The 20,908-nt window shown below is 38.5% G+C and carries 18 protein-coding genes and 1 pseudogene; 9 read left to right on the forward strand and 10 right to left on the reverse strand.

Features of this window, described 5'->3' with window-relative positions:
* Positions 1–64: 64 nt before the first annotated feature.
* Together EWM59_RS25390 and mutS are read right to left on the reverse strand one after the other, a co-directional pair.
* Complete coding sequence (locus tag EWM59_RS25390) at positions 65–343, reverse strand: hypothetical protein (RefSeq protein WP_130024043.1); 279 nt, start codon at positions 341–343, stop codon at positions 65–67.
* A 209-nt stretch (positions 344–552) separates the two neighbouring features.
* Entirely contained in the window at positions 553–3,180 is a 2,628-nt protein-coding gene (mutS, locus tag EWM59_RS25395; RefSeq protein ID WP_130024044.1) for a DNA mismatch repair protein MutS, read from the reverse strand.
* Positions 3,181–3,387: 207 nt separating this feature from the next.
* Here mutS and EWM59_RS25400 point away from each other — a divergent pair, with 207 nt between their 5' ends.
* Positions 3,388–4,128 carry an abortive infection system antitoxin AbiGi family protein gene (locus EWM59_RS25400; protein ID WP_130024045.1) on the forward strand — a complete coding sequence of 247 codons (741 nt, stop codon included), beginning with the start codon at positions 3,388–3,390 and terminating at the stop codon, positions 4,126–4,128.
* 360 nt (positions 4,129–4,488) lie between these two features.
* Here EWM59_RS25400 and EWM59_RS25405 read toward each other — a convergent pair whose 3' ends face one another.
* Positions 4,489–6,018, reverse strand: a complete 1,530-nt coding sequence (locus tag EWM59_RS25405; RefSeq protein ID WP_229239431.1) for a response regulator — start codon at positions 6,016–6,018, stop codon at positions 4,489–4,491.
* A 686-nt stretch (positions 6,019–6,704) separates the two neighbouring features.
* Between EWM59_RS25405 and EWM59_RS25410 the strand changes: the two genes are divergently transcribed.
* From EWM59_RS25410 to EWM59_RS25420, 3 genes are all read left to right on the forward strand, one after another.
* On the forward strand, positions 6,705–7,343 hold the full coding sequence (locus EWM59_RS25410; RefSeq protein ID WP_130024046.1) for a tetratricopeptide repeat protein: 639 nt from the start codon (positions 6,705–6,707) through the stop codon (positions 7,341–7,343).
* A gap of 30 nt (positions 7,344–7,373) precedes the next feature.
* Positions 7,374–7,769 carry a hypothetical protein gene (locus EWM59_RS25415; protein WP_130024047.1) on the forward strand — a complete coding sequence of 132 codons (396 nt, stop codon included), beginning with the start codon at positions 7,374–7,376 and terminating at the stop codon, positions 7,767–7,769.
* 116 nt (positions 7,770–7,885) lie between these two features.
* Positions 7,886–8,299, forward strand: coding sequence for a DUF6010 family protein (locus tag EWM59_RS25420; protein WP_130024048.1), 414 nt, complete (start codon positions 7,886–7,888; stop codon positions 8,297–8,299).
* Between the two features lie 81 nt (positions 8,300–8,380).
* Here the strand turns inward: EWM59_RS25420 and EWM59_RS25425 are convergent, their stop codons facing one another.
* Genes EWM59_RS25425 through pheT form a run of 3 tightly spaced genes read right to left on the reverse strand, consistent with a single transcriptional unit; the run spans position 8,381 to position 12,611 of the window.
* Positions 8,381–9,211, reverse strand: a complete 831-nt coding sequence (locus tag EWM59_RS25425; protein ID WP_130024049.1) for a DNA-methyltransferase — start codon at positions 9,209–9,211, stop codon at positions 8,381–8,383.
* Positions 9,212–9,219: 8 nt separating this feature from the next.
* Entirely contained in the window at positions 9,220–10,134 is a 915-nt protein-coding gene (locus EWM59_RS25430; protein ID WP_130024050.1) for a HindIII family type II restriction endonuclease, read from the reverse strand.
* A gap of 44 nt (positions 10,135–10,178) precedes the next feature.
* Positions 10,179–12,611 (reverse strand): phenylalanine--tRNA ligase subunit beta, encoded by a 2,433-nt coding sequence (pheT, locus tag EWM59_RS25435; RefSeq protein ID WP_130024051.1) that lies wholly within the window; start codon positions 12,609–12,611, stop codon positions 10,179–10,181.
* Between the two features lie 581 nt (positions 12,612–13,192).
* On the opposite strand from pheT, the gene EWM59_RS25440 reads away from it, so the two are divergent.
* A complete protein-coding gene (locus EWM59_RS25440) occupies positions 13,193–14,365 on the forward strand; it encodes a WG repeat-containing protein (RefSeq protein ID WP_130024052.1) in 1,173 nt (390 codons plus the stop codon).
* Positions 14,366–14,731: 366 nt separating this feature from the next.
* Here the strand turns inward: EWM59_RS25440 and EWM59_RS25445 are convergent, their stop codons facing one another.
* A complete protein-coding gene (locus EWM59_RS25445) occupies positions 14,732–14,935 on the reverse strand; it encodes a hypothetical protein (RefSeq protein WP_130024053.1) in 204 nt (67 codons plus the stop codon).
* Between the two features lie 513 nt (positions 14,936–15,448).
* On the opposite strand from EWM59_RS25445, the gene EWM59_RS25450 reads away from it, so the two are divergent.
* The 3 genes from EWM59_RS25450 to EWM59_RS25460 all read left to right on the forward strand — a co-directional run bounded on the left by EWM59_RS25450 (position 15,449) and on the right by EWM59_RS25460 (position 18,071).
* Positions 15,449–16,372 carry a sugar phosphate isomerase/epimerase family protein gene (locus EWM59_RS25450; protein ID WP_130024054.1) on the forward strand — a complete coding sequence of 308 codons (924 nt, stop codon included), beginning with the start codon at positions 15,449–15,451 and terminating at the stop codon, positions 16,370–16,372.
* A gap of 26 nt (positions 16,373–16,398) precedes the next feature.
* Positions 16,399–17,091, forward strand: coding sequence for a helix-turn-helix transcriptional regulator (locus EWM59_RS25455; protein ID WP_130024055.1), 693 nt, complete (start codon positions 16,399–16,401; stop codon positions 17,089–17,091).
* Between the two features lie 566 nt (positions 17,092–17,657).
* Positions 17,658–18,071 carry a DUF1761 domain-containing protein gene (locus EWM59_RS25460; protein ID WP_130024056.1) on the forward strand — a complete coding sequence of 138 codons (414 nt, stop codon included), beginning with the start codon at positions 17,658–17,660 and terminating at the stop codon, positions 18,069–18,071.
* 204 nt (positions 18,072–18,275) lie between these two features.
* Here the strand turns inward: EWM59_RS25460 and EWM59_RS25465 are convergent, their stop codons facing one another.
* The 3 genes from EWM59_RS25465 to EWM59_RS25475 form a co-directional block, all read right to left on the reverse strand.
* Positions 18,276–18,896 carry a class I SAM-dependent methyltransferase gene (locus EWM59_RS25465; protein WP_130024057.1) on the reverse strand — a complete coding sequence of 207 codons (621 nt, stop codon included), beginning with the start codon at positions 18,894–18,896 and terminating at the stop codon, positions 18,276–18,278.
* Positions 18,897–18,898: 2 nt separating this feature from the next.
* On the reverse strand, positions 18,899–19,123 hold the full coding sequence (locus EWM59_RS25470; protein ID WP_130024058.1) for a hypothetical protein: 225 nt from the start codon (positions 19,121–19,123) through the stop codon (positions 18,899–18,901).
* Between the two features lie 222 nt (positions 19,124–19,345).
* Positions 19,346–20,485: a GMC family oxidoreductase gene (locus tag EWM59_RS25475; RefSeq protein WP_130024059.1), complete on the reverse strand. Its 1,140-nt coding sequence runs from the start codon at positions 20,483–20,485 to the stop codon at positions 19,346–19,348.
* 87 nt (positions 20,486–20,572) lie between these two features.
* Between EWM59_RS25475 and EWM59_RS25480 the strand changes: the two are divergent.
* Positions 20,573–20,908, forward strand: a pseudogene (locus tag EWM59_RS25480) (hypothetical protein); the annotation flags it as partial.

The raw sequence follows: 20,908 nt of genomic DNA on the forward strand, positions 1-20,908 counted from the left end.
AGTCGCTTATGTTTGCCATTACTGACGTATAAGCGACTCTGCTGTACTATTTTGTTTACCCTGTTTATTTCATCAGGAATCCTGCAATAGTACTTTCTATTTTCTTCATTGGCACCAGAAAAGGCTTGTCTGTAATCGTAACCTCTATATGTGTTTGCGGGCTATTGGTATCTGAAAGTATTAGATAACTACCCTTAATATCGCCAATGGGCGTATCAAGGCTGAAAGTACCTTTGCTATCATTACCGTTGAAAACACCGCCTTTTTCGGTGATGGCACTATTGGCTGTTACAACAAATTGGTTAGATGTGCCTGGAAAGTCAATATTAAATGATGATGCCATAGTTGTTAGCGTTTAAAATGAAAATAATCCGCCACTGCAGATTGACAAAAAGTTTTGTGGATTAATGAGATACTGTTTATATAAAACCTAAAAATGCGGCATTCTGTTCCGCATTCAGGTTTTTATAATTTTTTCTTAATGTGCAATGGCATACAATGCTAAACAATTGTTCAGGTAATGTGATAAACGATTTAAAAAATCGTGATACATTACACCAGTTTCACCAATTCATTCAATTTCAGCAAGGCTTCAATGGGCGATAGGGTATTTACATCCAAGGCTTTCAGCTTGTTTTTCAGTTCTTCCAGTTTGGGGTCTTGTGGCTCAAAGAAACTAAGCTGAATATTGTTTTTAGGGGCTTGTTGCAGTTTTTCTTTCGTATCTTCCTTAATATGGTCTTGCTCTAAATGGTGCAGTATCTCATTGGCTCTCAGCACGACCGATTGCGGCATTCCGGCCATTTGTGCTACGTGGATACCAAAACTATGTTCGCTCCCACCCTCTTTCAGTTTACGCAGAAATACCATTTTATTGTCAACTTCTTTCACAGCCACATTAAAGTTTTTGATACGGGCAAAATCTTCGGTTAGCTGATTTAACTCGTGGTAATGGGTAGCAAAGAGTGTCCAGGGCTTATTTTTAGGGTGATTGTGCAGGTATTCTGCAATACTCCAGGCTATACTTACCCCATCGTAGGTACTTGTTCCCCTACCGATTTCGTCCATAATTATCAGGCTTCTGTCGCTCAGGTTATTCAGGATACTGGCCGTTTCGGTCATTTCTACCATAAAGGTTGACTCTCCTCTCGACAGGTTATCGCTTGCTCCTACACGGGTAAATATCTTATCTACCAACCCTAATTCGGCACTCTCGGCAGGCACAAAACTTCCTACTTGTGCCATCAGTACCATCAGGGCGGTCTGGCGCAAGAGAGCCGATTTTCCGGCCATATTAGGGCCTGTGATGATGATAATCTGCTGGGTTTCATCGTCTAAAAACAAATCATTCGGCACATAGCTCTCACCTAATGGCAATTGCTGTTCAATTACGGCGTGCCGACCCTCTTTAATATTGATGACTTTATTTTCAGTAATCAGGGGTTTACAGTACTTGTTTTTGAGGGCTACGCTGGCAAACGAAGCCAAGGCATCAAGCACCGAAATAATCCGGGCATTCTGTTGTATCTGTGGCACAAATTCGCCTGCAGTGGCTACCAAATCATTGAATAACCTTTGCTCTATTTCAAAAATACGGGTTTCAGCAGTCAGAATTTTATCTTCATATACTTTCAGTTCTTCGGTAATATACCGCTCGGCATTCACAAGTGTCTGTTTGCGTATCCATTCGGCAGGCACTTTGCTTTTGTGGGCATTAGATACCTCAAGGTAGTAACCGAAAACTTTGTTGTACGAAATTTTCAGCGAAGGAATACCCGTGCGCTGGGCTTCACGGTTCTGTATTTCAATCAGGAAGTCTTTACCCGAAAAGGCAATTTTATGCAGGTCGTCTAACTCAGCCTCTATGCCCGACTTAATCATGTTACCCTGATTGATAACTACCGGAGGTTCGTCACGTAGTTCTCGCTCAATTTTATCGACCAGATACTGGCAGTCTGTCAGTTGCGTAAAGTATTTCTGTAAAATAGTAAACTCTTTACTGCCTGCCTCTACCAGTTTTCTGATAGGCAATATCTGCGATAAAGCCCGTTTCAGTTGTACCATCTCACGTGGATTGATACGCCGCACCGCCACTTTAGAAATCAGTCGCTCCAAATCGCCAATGGGTTTCAGCAACAAGGCCAGTTGTTCGGCTATTTCGTGGTTTTTCACAAAAAACTCAACCGTATCTAAGCGCTCCTGTATCAGGCTTTTTTCTTTCAGTGGTAATACCAGCCATTTGCGCAATAACCGGGCACCCATAGGCGTGATGGTCTGGTCTAATACCTGAATTAAAGGCACGCCTCCCTCGTGCTGGGCAAACACCAGTTCGAGGTTACGGATGGTAAACCTATCAAGCCATACATATTTATCTTCGTCGAGCCGTGTTAATCTTGAAATATGCCCTACCTCTTTATGCTCGGTATCAGAAAGATAACGCAGAATGACACCTGCGGCAATGATACCTTCGGTAAGACTCTCTACCCCAAAACCTTTCAAGGTTGTGGTACGAAAATGATTAATGAGTAGATTATAGGTAAAATCATATTTATAAGCCCAGTCTTCAAAACAAAATTCATTGAATTTATCGCCGAAAATGCCCTGAAATTCCTGACGATGCTTTTTGCAGTACAATACCTCTGACGGGGCAAAACTTTGCAACAATTTATCGATATAAGCTGTGTTGCCTTCGGTAGTCAGAAACTCTCCGGTAGATACATCTAAAAATGCCACCCCGAAGTAATCGGGTCTGGCAAAATGAATAGAAGCGAGGTAATTATTCTGACGGGTATTGAGTACGTTATCGTTGAAAGACACACCGGGTGTTACCAATTCGGTAACGCCTCTGCGCACAATGCCTTTGGCGGTGCTTGGGTCTTCGAGCTGGTCGCAGATGGCTACACGCTGCCCTGCCCTTACCAGTTTAGGCAGATAAGAATCTAAAGAATGGTGCGGAAATCCGGCCAGTTCTTCCTGTGCGCCTCCGTTATTGCGACGTGTGAGTACAATCCCTAATATTTTGGAAGCCTTGATGGCATCTTCGCCGAATGTTTCATAAAAATCTCCTACACGGAACAACAGCATTGCTCCGGGATACTTTGATTTGATTTGGTTGTATTGTCGGTTGAGAGGGGTCTCTTTTGCTTGCTTGATTAACTCTTCTTTAGACGGACGTGCCACTTGCTGCTGATTTTGTTTCCTTAAACGACAAATTTACGCATTTTTGATGAGGGAAGCTAATATCGGTTAGCAGGAAAATGGTGCCTTTGCTTTTGTTATTTTTAGAGCGGTTGGCGCTCCAACTAATAGTTCCACTAAGGATTAAAATTCAGCCGAATGGGAGAATAAATAATTATATTTACCTAACAATTTAACCTAATAATTGCTATGGCGCTAAGCTCCAACTCCATTATACATTTGACTGAAGAAAAAGAATCACTTATAGGAATTTTAAGCGACAACTTCAGAATCAAGTATTGTAAGGAACAAATCAAATCTCCAATTGGCTCAATAAAGGCAGCAGTACCTATGGTAAGTTTTTGTGATATACCATTATCGCAGATAAAAGATCACATTGAAAAGTATGGGAAATATGGTATAGGCCTAACCAAAGAATGGGCTAAACGAAAAAGACTTAATCCAATTTTGTATATAGATGATAATTCGATTATTGGTGAAGAATTTTATAAGACCTTTCTAAAATACATAGAAAGTAAGCCTCAATTTGTAGATGTAATGCTTATGGATGATAGATTCTACCTTGATATAATTAGATATATGAAAAATTATGATGGCATGTTAACACGAAAAGGGGTGACAAAATATTACAGATTTTCAGACGAAAGAGAATGGAGATATGTACCAGAACATAGTCACGAATTTGATCCAATGCTAGGTTTCAAATACTATAACACTGAGGAACAAAAAAATGCTGAAAATGCTAAACTAAAGGATTTAAGGCTTGAATTTGAACCGAATGATATTAGCTATATATTTATTAAAAACGATAGTGAAATTACAGATTTTGTTGACTTGTTAAGTAAAGTTAAAAGAAAATATAATTATGATGATGTTAATCGGTTAATGACAAGAATTATTACAACAGAACAAATATTTAATGATTTTTAAACTAAATTATTACCAGATCAATTATAATGAGTTAATCAAAATTATGATCTTTGTTAAAATATTTTATCTGGTAAATCTTCAGTTTTGCCGTTTTAAAAACGGCTGACACTCCGACTGAATTAAAATTCAGCCGAACATAGGTTAAATTCATGTATGACGATTTTTTAAATCGTCAAAATTCGGAAGAATTTTATAGTTGTTGCTTGAATATTCGTTTTAATCCAACTTATCCGTGCCACGGTCGCTTTTGGACGAGTATAACCGTGGCACGGGGAAAAAATAAAGCCTCAGTTCTGCAAGAGAATGAGGCTTAAAGTCTTTTTACTACTAAGGGGGTTAAACTTTAAAACAGAATTGTTGTCAGGCTCTCAGAGCATATTTATTTATCTTCTGAAACAATTCTTTGGGGTTGAAAGGTTTGGTAACAAAGCCGTTCATACCTACTTCATAAACCCTGTCCTGCGTGTTCAATACCGAGGCAGTAAGGGCGATAATCGGGGTTGTTTTGTCGAATTTTCTTATATTTTCTGTAGCGGTATAACCATCCATTTCGGGCATTAAAAGGTCCATTAAAACAATCTGGTAATCATTTTTAGCCAGTTTCTCTACGGCAATGCGGCCGTTGGCAGCTGTATCGTAGTTCATACCCCATTTCTCTAAAAATCTGGTGGCGATTTTTACATTAATCGGATAATCTTCTACCAGTAGTACTTTGGTGCCTTTCAGGGTCTGCTGGTCAAATACTTCTTCTTTTCTCACAATCATATCAGGCTGAACAGCCGTTTTAAGATTGAGGGTAAAATAGAAATTTGAGCCCGCCCCTACTTCACTTTCTACACCTATTTTACTCCCGTGCAGTTCTAACAGTTTTTTGGTTATACCCAAGCCTAAACCCGTACCACCAAAACGGCGGGTAATCTGTTTGTCAGCTTGTGCAAATTTTTCAAAAATTTTCGACAGGTTTTCTTTAGCTATGCCTATACCGGTATCTTTTACCGATACATCAATAGCCACTGAGTCGTTGGTAAAATGGCTTAACGCTAACCGTATGTCAATACGTCCGTGGTCAGTAAATTTCACTGCGTTGTTCACGAGGTTATTCATGATCTGGCTCAGGCGTAATGGGTCTCCGATTAATTGTACCGGAATACGTTCGTCAAACGCTAAATGAATTTCTACTTCTTTAGAAGCCGCATGTACTTCAATCGACTTCTTGATGTTGGTAATCAGGTCTTTGATGTTGAAATCGATGCTTTCGAGTTCAACTTTACCGGCTTCAATCTTGCTGAAATCAAGAATATCGTTGATAAGCACATTGAGGTTTTCGGTAGAAAACTGCAAAATTTTAAGGTTCTCAAGCATTTCTACACTAAGATTTTCCTGTTGCATCAGGTAGGTCATAGCCACAATGCCATTGAGCGGGGTTCTGAGTTCGTGGCTCATCATTGATAAAAACTCAGTTTTAGCCTCAGAGGCCTTATCGGCGTCTTCTTTAGCTTTTCTTAACTGAATTTCCATACCTTGCTGATAAATCAACAGTTTTTTGATGAATACTGCCAGTTCGAACAGGTTGTCGCCCGCAAAATCGGGCAGTTTGTAATGCTTGGGTAAATCAAGTTTACTGATACCTTCAGAAAGTTTCTGAACCGACTCACGTCGTTGTTCAATTTCTTCCTGCAATTTACGGTTGATTTCCGCATACTTTCTTTCGCTGGGGCGAACCAACGCTTTTAGCTGCTCTTTTTCATGTTCGAACCTGAAACACAGGTCGTTTACCGACTTTAAAAAACCGTCCATGAATTTATACCTTGAATGGTTTTTGGGTAAATGTTCATTGATCAATTCAGCTAACAACAGATGATAATTATCGGCATCCATAACATTTTTCATACTCTTTAGTAATAAAGATTTTGATTATGATCAAACCAAAACAGTAGCATAAGCTATTGTTCCTTGTAAAATGAAAGCACTTTTAAAAATGGGTAGGTGTTTTTTAGTTCAAATTAAATTGGATGGCCGTATGTATAAAATAAATCAGGAAGAGATGAAGACAATAAGCAGATTACGGCGCGCAATACCTAAGCTATCAATAAAAGCAAACAGGTGTCTAAGCGTTCTTAAACACAAGATATTAGTTTTAAAAAATAAAAAGGTACAATAACTTCTTATAGATAATCACTCTTTCTGAATAGTTGTGGGTGCTTTTGTGATTGGCATGGTATTTGTCAGTAATATTTCTGACTTAGTACCTGAATGTCAACCGGGTAAATTCATCGTGTATTAATTCTACTTTCCTAACAAATACCTGAAAAGCTATTCTTTTCTGTATTTCTTCGTACTTGTATGCTATTAATAAGACAAATACTATACCGCTTTTGATGATTAAACGGTGGAAAATTTTTCTTTAGTACAATTTTCTATGGATGGTGCTTATCAAGTCATTTTCATGCAGGTATTTTCCTCTGAGCCCTATAGGTATAATTACCCGGTTTGCCCCGATGAATTTCCAAATTGTGACAGATTAAAAAAAAATTAATTTTACCTGAATATTTAATCCTAAAAATTGTTCTGACTAAATGAAGCTCTGTACATTTTCTCTTGTCTTTTTTTTATTTATTGCCACCTGCCTTCACGCCCAAAAAGCTGAAGATTACTATAAAACCGGAAAGCAGAAATATGCTGATGGGGCGTATGAAGAAGCTATTCTGTATTTTACTAAAGCCATTCAGATTAATCCGCAGTATGCCAATGCCTATATGGACAGAGGCCTTAGTTTAGATGCTTTGAGTTATTACCAGTCTGCTATTCAGGATTTCAATATAGTTATCGAACTTAAAAAAGATAGTGTTCCTGATGCCTACCACAACAGAGGGATGGCCTATAAAAATTTCACTAAATATACCGAGGCTATCCAAGATTTCGATAAAGCCATTGCGCTCAATTTTAACTATCCTCTCACCTATAATTATCGGGGTATTTGTCTGGATAATATTGGTAGGTATGATGAAGCATTGCAGGATTTCAATAAGGCCATTGAGATGAGTCCTAAAAAGGCCAGCTATTATTATAACCGGGGCAATACGCTGAATCATTTAAGACAATACAAAGCAGCCATTGATGATTATAAAACTGCACTTGCCATTGACCCGAATTTAGATGCAGCCAAAAGCGGGCTAAAAGAGGCACAACAGAAACTGAATAAAAAAGCCAATTAGGTAAACTATACTTATATTACGTGCAAACCCATGAAACCCGTTTTAGGAATTATTTTATACACATTTTTTGGTTATTGCCAGATTTCAGTCTGGGGGTTCGTGGTTGTATTACTCAATACTGCCTTTATATCAGCCGAAGTACTCATCTCTCCTGATGCCATGTTTGAGTTATACACAGGTGCGCCTGAAAACTATATCCTGAGCAGAATCAGCATCAACTTTGCTCTTAGTTTAGCCTTCGGGCTATTCCTTACTTTTCTCTACTGGCTTATCCGAAAGTTTTATATGTTACCCGAAACGATTATAGAGAAACTTGATGCCCGTAGTTTCTTCAAATGGCAAACAACTGCGCTGTTTTGTTTTGGGATTCTGGCTATTCTATGGCGGATATATAAGATTTTTCATCCGTATCCGGAGGTGTGGTAGGATTGACTTAAAATAACCACCATCAAATGATTGAGAAATCCTAAAGATTGCCTCAACAGTCCTAACATAATGGCTGATAAATTTAAACCTTTGCCTGTGTATTAAAACTGAAACACATGGTAAAAGAATTTACTTTAATGACCGCTATCGGAGCAGTAGTTATTGCAGGGCTGTATATGGTAATTTTTTCGTTGGTAAAAGAGCCAAACAGGCAAATCATTAACGCCCTTATTATTGCCGGAGCAGGAGCTACCTATTGGAGTGGTGTACTTGGCTATTATGAATTTCCTTTAGGGATTATCATGATTTATCTGGCCTTTAAAGGATTGAAAGATTACAGGTTTTTGGCCATTGGCTGGTTGGTGCATACGGTTTATGATATACTGCATCATCTTTATGGCAATCCAATTGTGCCAATGTCGCCCTCCTCGTCTGCCGGATGTGCCATTTGCGACCCTATTTTGGCTTTATGGCTGTTTATGGGTGCTCCGAGTGTATTTGAGTGGTTTAGCAAAAGAACGTCGCACTAAATTACGGATTATAGTATATTGCTATTTCTGAAATGATTTAATCTTGTAAGAGTTCTTTTAAATATTCCTGTACCAAAATAGTTATACCTGTTCAATTGGTACTTCACCAACCAAAAATAATTCGGGCCTAGATTCAACAAGTTTTACCCTCTCCCGTGCAAGTTCACAATATTCATGGCTTATATCAATCCCAACATATTGCCTACCTGATTCAACTGCAACACGAGCAGTTGTTCCACTTCCACTCATGGGATCAAGAACAATATCCCCCGGATTTGTCCATGATTTTATATGATCTCTCACTAACTCGCAAGGGAATGGTGCTGGGTGTCCTTTTGCTTCCTGATCTTCTTGCCTCTTGCCTACAACATATTCCCATATATTACCTTTAATCTTTTTGTCTTTTACAGGTTTTGCTAATTTTTCTCTTGTTTGTTCGTTTTTTGAGTAATTTTTATAAGTTGTCCCATTTAACTCTAATCCTGCATGCATACAGTCTACCATAATTGGGTTATGAGTTTTTACTACTCCTTTACTAAATACAAACATATATTCAAACTCATTATTATATCTTTTACGGTAAATCTGAGGGATAGGATTTTTCTTACGGAAAATCATGGTATCATGCAAATTAAACCCTATTTCTTTAAAATAAAGTGCTTGTTTAAAGCTCGTTCCAGTCTCGCTTGCATCAATAGTTGCATCAGCAACAATCCAAACTACTACCCCACCTTGTTTGGTAATTCGATACAACTCTTTTGCTATATCTTCAAATGGGAAAACAAACCCCTTATAATTTCTTAAATCATCATAAGGAGGCGATGTAACGGTCAAATCTATAACTTCACTGTCAAAGTTTTTCATTACTTCAACACAATTCCCCTCTATAATTGAATTTAAATACTTTTTCATCTATTAATTTATTTTATTTCAAATAAGCCATTATCATCAACTTCATTGATAGTTATAATTTTGCTATCAATTTTTTTAACTCTTATCAACTCTTCTAATGCTTCTTTATGACTCATTTTCATTATTTGCTCTCTTTGTCGAGCTAAAAAAGTTAAATCTACTTCTTTAGCAATCCTGATTGACTCAATTGATGCTTGCTTTTCTTCTAACCATAGTTTCTCTATACTTTCAGAAAACTCAAATAATGTTTTATTAATTCCCATCCAGTAGTCAGTCGAATTTTTAGAAGGAGGAATTAAAGGAACTGCCTTGAAAACTTTATGTAGAAGTGCTTGAGTTTTTGCTTCTCCTTCAATAGACAAAAAATTAAGTAACAATGATAGATGAGAATAAGTGAAAATACATACATCACGAATTAAAGCACTTTGGTATATTTGGCTTGATGCTCTTGGCAATTGATAAATAGGAGCCACAACCATCGCATTAGTTTTACCTCTCTTCCACCCATGCATGGCATCTACTTTAAAATCTTTTTGATTTTTAGCTGTCCTACTTAAACGAAAAGCTTTTGCATCTGCAACAAAACTGAAATCATTGCCAACTACTTCAACATCAGCCGCATCAGATCTTTCTGTCAAAACTAAGCTTTTTAATCCTAAAGCATTAAAAGTTAATGCAAGCAGGCAATCTGTATATTTTGAATAAAGTTTTTCTTCACTTGAATCATGGCTATAAGATTCGGGTATGCTTCCGCAAAGCCGTAAATGGTCAATTAACACAAGTATTCCTTCATCATTTATTTCTTTTTCTAACTCTATTTTCAATTTTTCAAAATCATCTCCAAAATTTCCACTAATTTTCCGGATTTCTTCAATCCAAAAATTACGTCTTTCTATTGCTTTCTCGGTTATTATTTTTGTCATCTAAGTTATTTTTAGCCCTCCTAAATGAAATATCAAAGATAAAATTACTTCCTGATAATCGCCCCGAGCTCCTTTTCATAGGCAGCTATCAGGCGTTGCATGGTTTTATCAATGCTTTCGTCAGTCAGTGTTTTTTCTTTGTCTAAAAGCGTAAAACTTACTGAATAGGATTTTTTGCCTTCGCCTAATTTCTCTCCCTCATAAATATCAAACACATTCACGGCTTTCAGTAGGTTTCTTTCTACTTTGTAGGCAATCGCTGATACCTTTTCAAAAGTAGTGGTAGTATCAATTACCAGCGATAAATCACGGCGTACTTCAGGGAATTTCGGTATCTCTACATATTCCACTTTGTCAGTATATTGTTTCAGTAAGAAATCCCAGTCGAAATCGGCGTAGAAAACGGCTTGTTTTACCTCAGCTAATTTCGCTACCGACGCTTTTACCAGACCTAAACTTACCACAGGCTTTTTGTTAATCAGGTAAGTAAGTCCATACTGATAAATGGCTGAACTCAATTCCTGCGTATCAAACTTTGTTACTTTCATGGCTTTCAGTACTTTTTGTACTGCCAGAGCCAAATCGTGGAAAGTTACAGGAGTATTGGCTGTCAACCAGGTTTCATGCTGTTGATTACCTGTCAGCCACAAGCCCAGGTGTTTGCTCTCTTTGTATTTTTTATCTTGTCCTTCTTCCTGTTTTGTAAAGTAGGCACGACCAAATTCAAACAATTTCAGGTCTTTCTGGCGACGGTTGATATTGTATGCTACCGACTCCATACCTGTCAATAACAAACTCTGGCGCATCACCGACAACTCTTCGCTTAACGGGTTCAGCAATGTTACCTGTCCGCCTTTCGCAATGCTCTGTACTGCCTCGTTATAAGCAGGTTTGGTAATAGATAAGGTCTGAATCTCGTTAAAGCCGTTAGCGGCCAGTAACTCAATGATACGCATCTGCAATTTATCAGCATCTTTCTCAGGGAAACCCGATAGGAAATCAGCTTGTAGATTTTCTGACAGTTCAATATTATCGAAACCGTAAATGCGCAATATTTCTTCAATTACATCGGCTTCTCTCGTTACGTCAACCCGGTAAGGTGGCACGCTCACAGTCATTTCGTAAGCATCGTCGTTCAATACTTTTATATCAAGGCTTTCAAGAATCTGATGAATCAGTTCGTCTTCCAGGTTTTTACCTATCAGCCGGTTGATATTTTTATGTTTAACCGTAATTGTCAGGTTTTCGATAGGGGTTGGATAATTGTCAATCACCCCATCTAATATAGTACCTCCTGCCACTTCCTGTATCAACAAGGCTGCCAGCCTGATGGCAAACGGCGGCATATTAGGGTCGGTACCACGCTCGTATCTGAACGAGGCATCGGTTTTCAGGCTATGAAAAGTAGCCGTGCGACGCACCCACACCGGACTGAAATAGGCTACTTCTAAAAAGACATTAGCAGTAGTAGTTTTAATACCCGATTTCTGTCCGCCAAATACCCCTGCAATGGCCATTGGCTCTTCGGCATTGCAAACCATCAGGTCATGCCCCGAAAGTGTTCTTTCGGTACCATCAAGCGTAACGAATTTTGTTCCTTTCTCAGGCACACGTACCACAATCTTTTTACCTTTTACTTCGTCGGCATCAAAGGCGTGCATGGGTTGCCCTAACGTGTGGCAGATATAGTTGGTAATGTCAACGATATTATTGATAGGGTTCAGTCCGATAGCCTGTAAAGATTTCTTCAACCAATCAGGTGATTCCTGTACGGTAACTCCCTGAATTTCCAGTCCGCAGAAACGAGGGCAAGCCTCTGTATTTTCAAGAATTACCTGAAAATCGGTTTTCTGACCGGAAGTTGCAAATTTTTCAATTGAAGGTAATTTAACCGAACGATTCAGCACAGCTTTCAAATCACGGGCTACGCCATAGTGAGAGGCCGCATCTGCACGGTTGGGTGTCAGACCTATTTCTATCTGAAAGTCAGGCTCTAACGAAAAATATTTAGCCGCAGGTGTTCCATTCGGCAAATCTGTATCTAAAATTAAGATACCCTCGTGCGAAGTACCGATGCCGATTTCATCTTCGGCACAAATCATTCCTTCTGATGGGTGTCCATAGACCTTACGTTTTTCAATCGTAAACGATTTCCCATCGGCAAAATAAATAGTTGTACCAAGGGTAGCCACCACCACTTTTTGTGCTGCACGTACGTTGGAAGCTCCGCACACGATAGTTGAAGGAGTTTCTGCACCAATATCAACAGTGGTCAGGCTTAGTTGCTTGTCTTTTACCATAAAGGGTTCGCAGGTAAGCACCTCTCCTATCACAAAGCCTTTTAAGCCTCCTTTTACCGATTCTATTTCCTCAATCCCTTCTACTTCCAGACCTGTACCTGTCAGTAACTTTCCGATTTCCTCCGGTGATTCATTAATCTCTATCAGACTCTTTAACCAATTATACGAAATTTTCATGCAAACAATAATTGTAGTGAAATGGGGGAATTATTTAGTGATTGAGCGGCCGCCGCGCGGAGAATTAGTGATTGAGTGATTTATTTATTAAATACTATTGCTAAAGTCTCTATTTATTTCACCTGATTAATTCCGCCAAAAAATTTTCGCAAAGATAGGGAATTAGGTTTATATAGTAGTGTATAGCACCTAAAAAAGCCCAGTGTATTCTCCCTTTTTCTGTAATAAGCATCAATTGTTTTTTTAAGATAGTCAATTCAGATATTATAGATACCTGTTCCTTGTTTTTTCAGGTTAATCTCCCTCCATGTCATTCCTCTCAAACTCCTGAAAAAATTATTTTGTATCCACTTGATAACATTATACGTAAGATTAAAATCTTGGCATTTCGTTTGTATGCAATCGTGTTGTGTGATGTGTCTTTAAATTTCCTGGCTTCTTTGCTGTTGTTTGGTCAGAAAAATAAAAAAAATGTATCCGCTTGCTAAGAATAAGCCCTGTTTATAATTATTGGCATACGTTTGGCATTAGTATAAAACAAGATATTAAGTGAATAAAGCGCTTTAACTCTATAAAAAATCATGGCTTTGAGAACGAACATAACAAAAGGCAAAAGTCTAATCTTTGCATTAGTCTTATCAGCCGCACAAACTGCTCTTGCACAAACAACCGAAAAACCTCAACTACCTTCGGGTGTAAATTTTACCGACTTCCAATCTGGTGTAGTACGTATCGAGAAAAACGATAAAGTAGGCTTTCTTGATAAACAAGGCAAAGCTGTAGCAGACATCAAGTATGAAAGTGCCTACGACATGACCGAAGATATGGCGGCCATTCGTAAAGATGGCAAGTGGGGCTTTATGAACAAAACAGGTAAGGAAGTAATCCCATTTGAATACGAAGAAGTACAGAATTTCTCGCAATCGCTGGCCGCAGTTAAGTTGGGCGACAAGTGGGGATTTATTGATAAAAAAGGCAAAGTAAAAGTTGCTTTTGATTATGACAAAGTATTGAGTTTCAAAGAAAACCTTGCCTTTGTAAAACAGGAAGGCAAATGGGGTGTGATAGATACTAAAAATCATTTTGTAGTAAAACCACAGTTTGATAAAGTAGAGAGTTTCTCGGAAGGTTTAGCAATGGTAGCTGTGGCCGGAAAATACGGTTTTATAGATGCCAAAGGCAACCAGGTGATTCCGATGGTACACAAAGGTGCCAAGAGTTTTATGGGTGGCAGAGCCGCTGTGAAAAACGACGCTAAAAAATGGGGCTTTATTGATGCCAACAACAATATGGTAGTAGCACAAACCTACGATGAAGTTGATAATTTTGCCGAAGGATTGGCGGTTGTACGAAACAGAGACAAATGGAAAGTAATTGACAAAACCGGTAGTGATTTGGTAGCAAGCACTTATGATTTTATTCAGGGTGTTTCTGAGGGAATGATTATTGTATATGCCAACAAAAAATTTGGTGTAATTGACAAAACCGGAAAAGAAATTGTGCCTTTAAAGTATGATAATCTTTGGGGCTATTCAGATGGATATGCAAGAGCTATTAATAATGGAAAATACGGATATATTGACAAAACCGGACAAGAAGTTATTCCGTTGATTTATGACGACGCTTATAATTTCTCTGAGGGATTGGCAAGAATCAGTCTTTTCGGCAAAAGTGGTTTCATTAATAAAAGTGGACGTGAAGTCTTTCCTGATAATCAATTGTCAAAAGGTGTGATTTCCAGTGTAACTGATTAAATTGAGTTTTAGGTTTTTGAAGAACAGCGAGGTATCTATTTGGGTGCTTCGCTTTTTTAATAGTGAATTAGTGAATGGTGAATTAGCGAATGAGTGAGAAATTAACTCTTTATTGCTTGTAAATTCCTTAGTGTATTTTTACTTTTCTTAATTTATATTTTATAACATTTTTCAGTTCCAGATTTCTTATTTTTCCATTTTCTCCCCTACCCAACCCTTTTAGGTTTTTTATTTTGTACTTTTCCCTTTCAACTCCTCTGCTGTTCACCCTTAACTTTTTCTTCTTTTACTCTCAGCGTTTGTTGTTTTGATTCCGTTTTCCGTTAACCTTGTTCCCGCGCAGCGTCCGCTTTCTACTTTTAGAAATTAACAAACAAGATTTTTTTCTCTGAAAACTTTACTCGTTTTTTTTCTTTCTTTCTTGATTAACTTCATTGTTTCTTTGGTAATTACCACTTTAGAAGTTTCCTGAGTAGAATCTTTAGTGGTCGATTTGTTAGTGTCATCGTTAGCAAAAGCAGCACTTGAAGTTAAAATTGTTACAATAGCAATTGTCAAAATCTTTTTCATGTTTCTCAATAGTTATCGGGTTATTTTTTCCCTCTTGGTTTGATGATTCAAAATTACATCATTCTATGAGCGAATTGGGACTCTTTTCGATGAAATGACAAATTTAAAGTATTTTTGGAAACAATTGCAAGATAATTGGTATTAAACGGCGACGAATGACACCATAAAGGGGATAACTGGCAGTTTGTATCGACAAGTGGTAGAAATTGACGGAAAAATGGCGGTAACATTCGGTGAATGGCAGAAAATGGCGGTTATTTGGCAAGAAATTACGGTAAATGGCGGTTTATTTTCGACAACTGGTAGTTTGTATCGATAAGTGGCAGCAAAAATTGAGATATTGGCAGAAAAATTGAGATTATGGTTTTTGCTTTTGTCCTTAATGTTACCTTCGTCAAACCAAAACTGTTCCTTTCTGAGTCTGAAAGTCAGCTTTAAAATAAGCGGCTTACCATTTTGCTTTACACAGGTTTTTACTAACTTCAAACCCGTTATCACAGAACCTTTTACCCAATGAACCGCAGAGATTTTTTAGGCACAAGTACCGGAGGCGGATTGATGCTCCATTCGATTCAGGCAGTGGCCGGACAAACCCCATACCAACCTGCACCAGGCGCCGATTTGAAATTAAAAGTACTGGCTACCAACTGGGGTTTCCCCGGAAATACTGATGCCTTTTGTGCCGCAGCCAGAAAAGAAAACTATGACGGCATAGAAGTATGGTGGCCTACCGAAAAAAAAGACCAGCAGGAATTGTTTGCGGCCTTAGACAAACACGAGTTAGAAGTAGGTTTTCTGTGTGGTGGGTATCAGAAAGATGCCAAGGAACATTTAGAGACTTTCAGGAAGGCCATCAATGCCGCTACGCAATCGGCTAAGAAACCTTTGTATATTAACTGCCATAGCGGACGTGATTATTTTAATTACGAACAGAACAAACTGTTTATAGACCATACCACCGAAGCGAGTCAGAAAAGCGGCATCAGGATTCTGCATGAAACCCACCGGGGACGGATGCTGTTTGCCGCACATATTGCGCATAATTTTATAGAGAAGAATCCTGCCTTGCGCCTCACATTAGATATATCTCACTGGTGCAATGTGCATGAGTCTTTATTAGAAGACCAGACCGAAGCTGTACAGGCCGCACTGGCAAAGGTTGACCATATTCATTCAAGAATCGGGCATCAGGAGGGCCCGCAGGTAAACGACCCACGAGCCCCTGAATGGGAAAGTGTAGTAAAAGCACACTTGGCCTGGTGGGATAAAGTGGTTGAATACAAAGTAAAATCAGGCGAAACGCTCACTATTCTGACAGAGTTTGGCCCGCCCAACTACCTGCCTACGCTCCCCTACACCCAACAACCTCTGGCCGACCAATGGGGTATTAATGTATATATGAAAGACCTGTTGCGGAAGCGATATCTGAAGGGGTAGTTTCATCAATCAATCTTCAATCATCTATGAGCCGCCACGACATTAAACGACTTTCACGATTAACTGCTACACTGACGCAATTGCAGACAAAAAGATTGTTGACTGCGGCTGAACTGGCCAACAGGTTTTCGGTAAGTACCCGAACCGTTTATCGGGATATGAAAGCGCTGGAACAGGCAGGTGTACCGATTGTAACAGAAGATGGCAAAGGGTATTCGCTGATGGATGATTATCGGATACCTCCTATCATGTTTACCGAAAATCAGGCAAACGCCCTGATATTGGCCGAACAATTGGTACTGAAAAACTCTGATGCTGCTTTTATCAAAGATTATATGGAGGCTATCGACAAAATTAAATCAGTACTGAAACATAGTGTAAAAGACAAAGTTAATTTGCTGGCCGAAAGAACGAGATTCGACTTGATTCTGCATAGAGAAAGAAACAGTAATCTTTTATCTGACCTGCAAGCGGCACTTACCAATTTTAATCTGACCCGCATTGCTTACAGCAATAAAGACGAAGAAATCACCACACGCCTGATAGAACCTTTTGCCCTGGTAAGCACACAAGTAAACTGGTTATTGATAGCCTGGTGCAGGTTACGCAAAGATTTCAGGTATTTCAGACTTGACAGAATTAAACAATTAGAGGTACTGCCTGAAAAATTCGCTCCTCACAAAATGACATTGCAGGAATTTTTTGATAAAAATTATTAGGGTCAAAGCGTACCAAACGGTGCGTCGTAGCAATATTATCTATCACAGGCTTCCCTCACCCCACACGACAACCGTGTAGCTGCCGCTTTGGTGATTCAGTAGCTACATGTGTAAAATGCCCCCGTGCGACTTCCTCTTGTCTACCCAAATATCTGTGCTTTCCTGTAGCTGCCGCTACGGCCAGAAAAACAAATTTTACATATACTCAGAATTTTGAATGATAGAAAAAATGTTATAGATAGGTGTGCGTATTATGTATATATAGGATTTTAATCATATTGTTTAACTTTTTGACATTAAAAATACCTAAAAGTTGAACAAAATTCATGTAATAACAGTTAAATTTATACTTTCAATCTATGGCATGTAGATTGATTAGCAAAAGTTGTGAAATAGAAAGTCATATAATGATATTCTACGGCTTTTTTTGTTATACGTCTCTTATTTATCAGTTAGTGTAAATGGGTATATTTTTATCAAAAATTATTAGTGTCTAATATACCTTTGACATAAGGCTGTCGCAAGGCAATGCTAAGTTTGTATCATAAACTTAAAAACAAAATTTTATGATTAATCAATTAGCAAACCTGAATTGGATAAGTGTTATCATTGCCTTTGTGGTGTATAATGTGATAGGCGCATTATGGTTTACCTTATTTTTCAGTAAGCCTTATAAAATGGCTTTAGGGAAAGAAAATGAAACTTTGCCCAACAATCCTATCTTTATTGCTGGCCCTGCCATTTGTACTTTTGTAGTTACCCTTACCTTTGCCATTTTATTGTATGCCCTCAATATCCGGTCGTTGGGCGATGCTATAGGGCTTTCGTTACTCATTGGCACAGGTTTTCTGGTTGCCAATACTACCAATATTGCCATTAACCCCAACATTCCCCGCCCTATATTATATAGTATCATCAGCGGAACTTATCATCTGGTTGGGATTATGCTTGTGGGGGTTATTCTGGTGATGATGAGGTAGTGTAAGAAGATATATGGTAGAGACAAGTCATTGACTTGTCTCCTGTTTTATGAGCCTGTAATAAAATACAAGATACCTCTAAAATTCAACGATTCAGACGATTTTCTGTTTTTATAAACGAAAAAAGACAACACAGTGCGTTGTTTCTACTTTCATATCATTACTTTTCTCATGTAAGCATCTAATCTAAAGCAAAACATTTTTTCACCCATCATACTTAAAAAGACAAAAAACAAATTTCAGTTTAGCACCGGAAGGGGTTACATGGTCTGTTTTTATAGCTTTTACCTGCGTTAAACAACGGGCGAATACCTCACTTAAATCATCTGCTGAGTATTGGAATACTTCCAACTCACTGCATATTTTAGGGCCTCCTTCGGCAAAAGTACCAATCAGAAAATGTGCCTTAGGCTTAAGGGAGCGACAGCTATTTTGTGTATAATGTTCAATTGCTGTAATTTCGGTCAGGAAGTGAAAAGTAGCTCTATCGTGCCAGAAATCATATCTTTCGGTGGCCTTGAATGTTCCTGCATCTGCTTCGATGTATTTTACCGATTTACCCTTTTCTCCTAATCTGGCCTGTGTTTTTTTAAGTGCCTCTGCCGAAATGTCAACTAAAGTAATATTCGTATAACCTTTTTCAAGCAGGTAATCTACAAATCGACTTTCGCCTGCCCCCATATCCATGATAGCGGCTGTTTTAGGCAGGTTCAACTTTTCAAAAAACTGTATAGAAGTCTCAGGCACAGCCTGATACCAGCCTACTTCTTCAAAACTTTTATTTTGATATATTGCTTCCCAGTGGGATTTCAGGTCTTTGTTCATTGTTATTTCTTTACTGATAAACTCTTACGATTGGCTAAAATTTCTTCTTTTATATCATCAAAATTCTTTGTTGGCTCATTTTGTCTTTCTAATACGGCTAATGTATCAAAAAAGTCTTCAAATAATTCTCGTATTTGTTTATTTCTTAAATCAAATTGTACTGCTACTTTTTGTCCTTTCGCATTGACGAGAAAATGGATGTTTTTTTTGAGAGTAGCTAATGTCATTGGAATAATATTATGTTTGTTCTGAATAAGCAAGTGTGCAAAATTAACGAATATTATTAACCACGGTGTTTCACGGAGTGAACTTCGCACGGAGCGACCGACGCCCGGTTGCACTGAGGATTCATAGTTAATATATATAAGTCGCTCTGTGTAGCTCGGTGTATTTTACTCTGTGAAACCGGGAGTAGGTCGCTCCGTGGTTTAAAGTTTTAACAAGAATTATCACTTCAACACCAAATCTGCCCCTTTCTCGGCTATCATATATACCGGAGCATTGGTATTGCCTGATACAATGGTTGGCATGATGCTGGCATCAATTACCCTTAAGCCTTCAATACCTTTTACCCGAAGTTCATTATCAACCACCGCCATTTCATCATTCCCCATTTTGCAGGTTCCCACCGGATGATATACGGTTTCTAACTGTTTTTTGATATGGAGCAGGATAGCCTCATCTGAACCACAATCTGGTGGCGTAATCAATCGGTCTCTGTAAGGCTCGAATGCTTTTGAATTGATGACGTCAACGGCTTTTTTGGTGGCTTTAATAAGCGTAATTCTATCCTGTTCTTCCGAAAGGAAATTAGGCTGAATAATGGGTGCATCTAATGGGTTATTGCTTCTTAATCCCACATAACCTCTGCTTTTGGGGCGGAGTAGTGTAGGTAAAATTGTAAATCCATCATTTTGCGGAAAGGTATTAATGTCATACATATCTACTGTATAATCATCGCCAATCTGCAACGAAGCATAATGAAATTGGTAATCTACTCTATCGGGGCTATCGTCGGTCATGCCAAAGGCTATGGCTTCTAACGGGCCTATAGTCAGGATACCCTTCTTTGTAAAAAGGTATTGCATTAGTGCTTTGGCCTGATTCCATTTAGACAGATAATGATTTTGTCCGAATTGCTGACGGGATAATGCCGTAACACCCATAAACAGATGGTCTTGCAGGTTTTTACCTACACCGGGCAGTTCTTTCTTGCAGGTAATTCCTGCTTTTTTAAGCTCGTCTTTGTCGCCTACACCAGAAAGCATTAAGATTTGCGGTGAGTTGAACGACCCTGCCGACAGAATGACTTCTTTGGTAGCCAGAATTTTTTCGGTAGTATTTTTACCCCTGATAACCTCCACTCCTACTGCCTTGTCATTTTCAATTAATACCTGCCTGACTATGGTATGGGTATATATCGTCAGATTCGGGCGACTCATGGCTGGCTTCAGAAAAGCGGTAGCTGCACTATGGCGTCGGGCATCTTTAATCGTAAACTGCAACAAGCCTACGCCTTCCTGCTTATCGCCATTATAATCTTTGTTTTCTTTAAAATGTGAATCAAGGGTTGAAATTATCAGAAACAAACAAGGAGTATTTTGTTAAATTGCAAAATGCGACCTTTACAATTAATACAAACTTACAGCCTTGTTTGTGAGTGCTATGATACGCACATGAGTTTACATTTCCAAAGACAGAGCAATAATAATTGTCCTGAATTTACAGACCAAGAGGCAATAACGATTTACCTATGTGGTATTTTCGAAGGCCATTATAGCCATCGCTCAACTTATAATTATATGGTCAATCATTGGTCATCATGGTTTCCAAAATTGCCGTCATATCAAGCTTATAATGCACGAATTAATGCAATATACTGGCATTTTGAGGTAATTATTTCCCATTTGATGAATCAAATGAATTTTAATGATTGCTATGATAATGTATCTTTGGTGGATTCATTGCCTATCATGCTTTCCAAACACCCTTATACAGCTAAAGTAGCATCT

It is taken from the genome of Emticicia agri, assembly GCF_004168285.1.
Lineage (GTDB): Bacteria > Bacteroidota > Bacteroidia > Cytophagales > Spirosomataceae > Emticicia > Emticicia agri.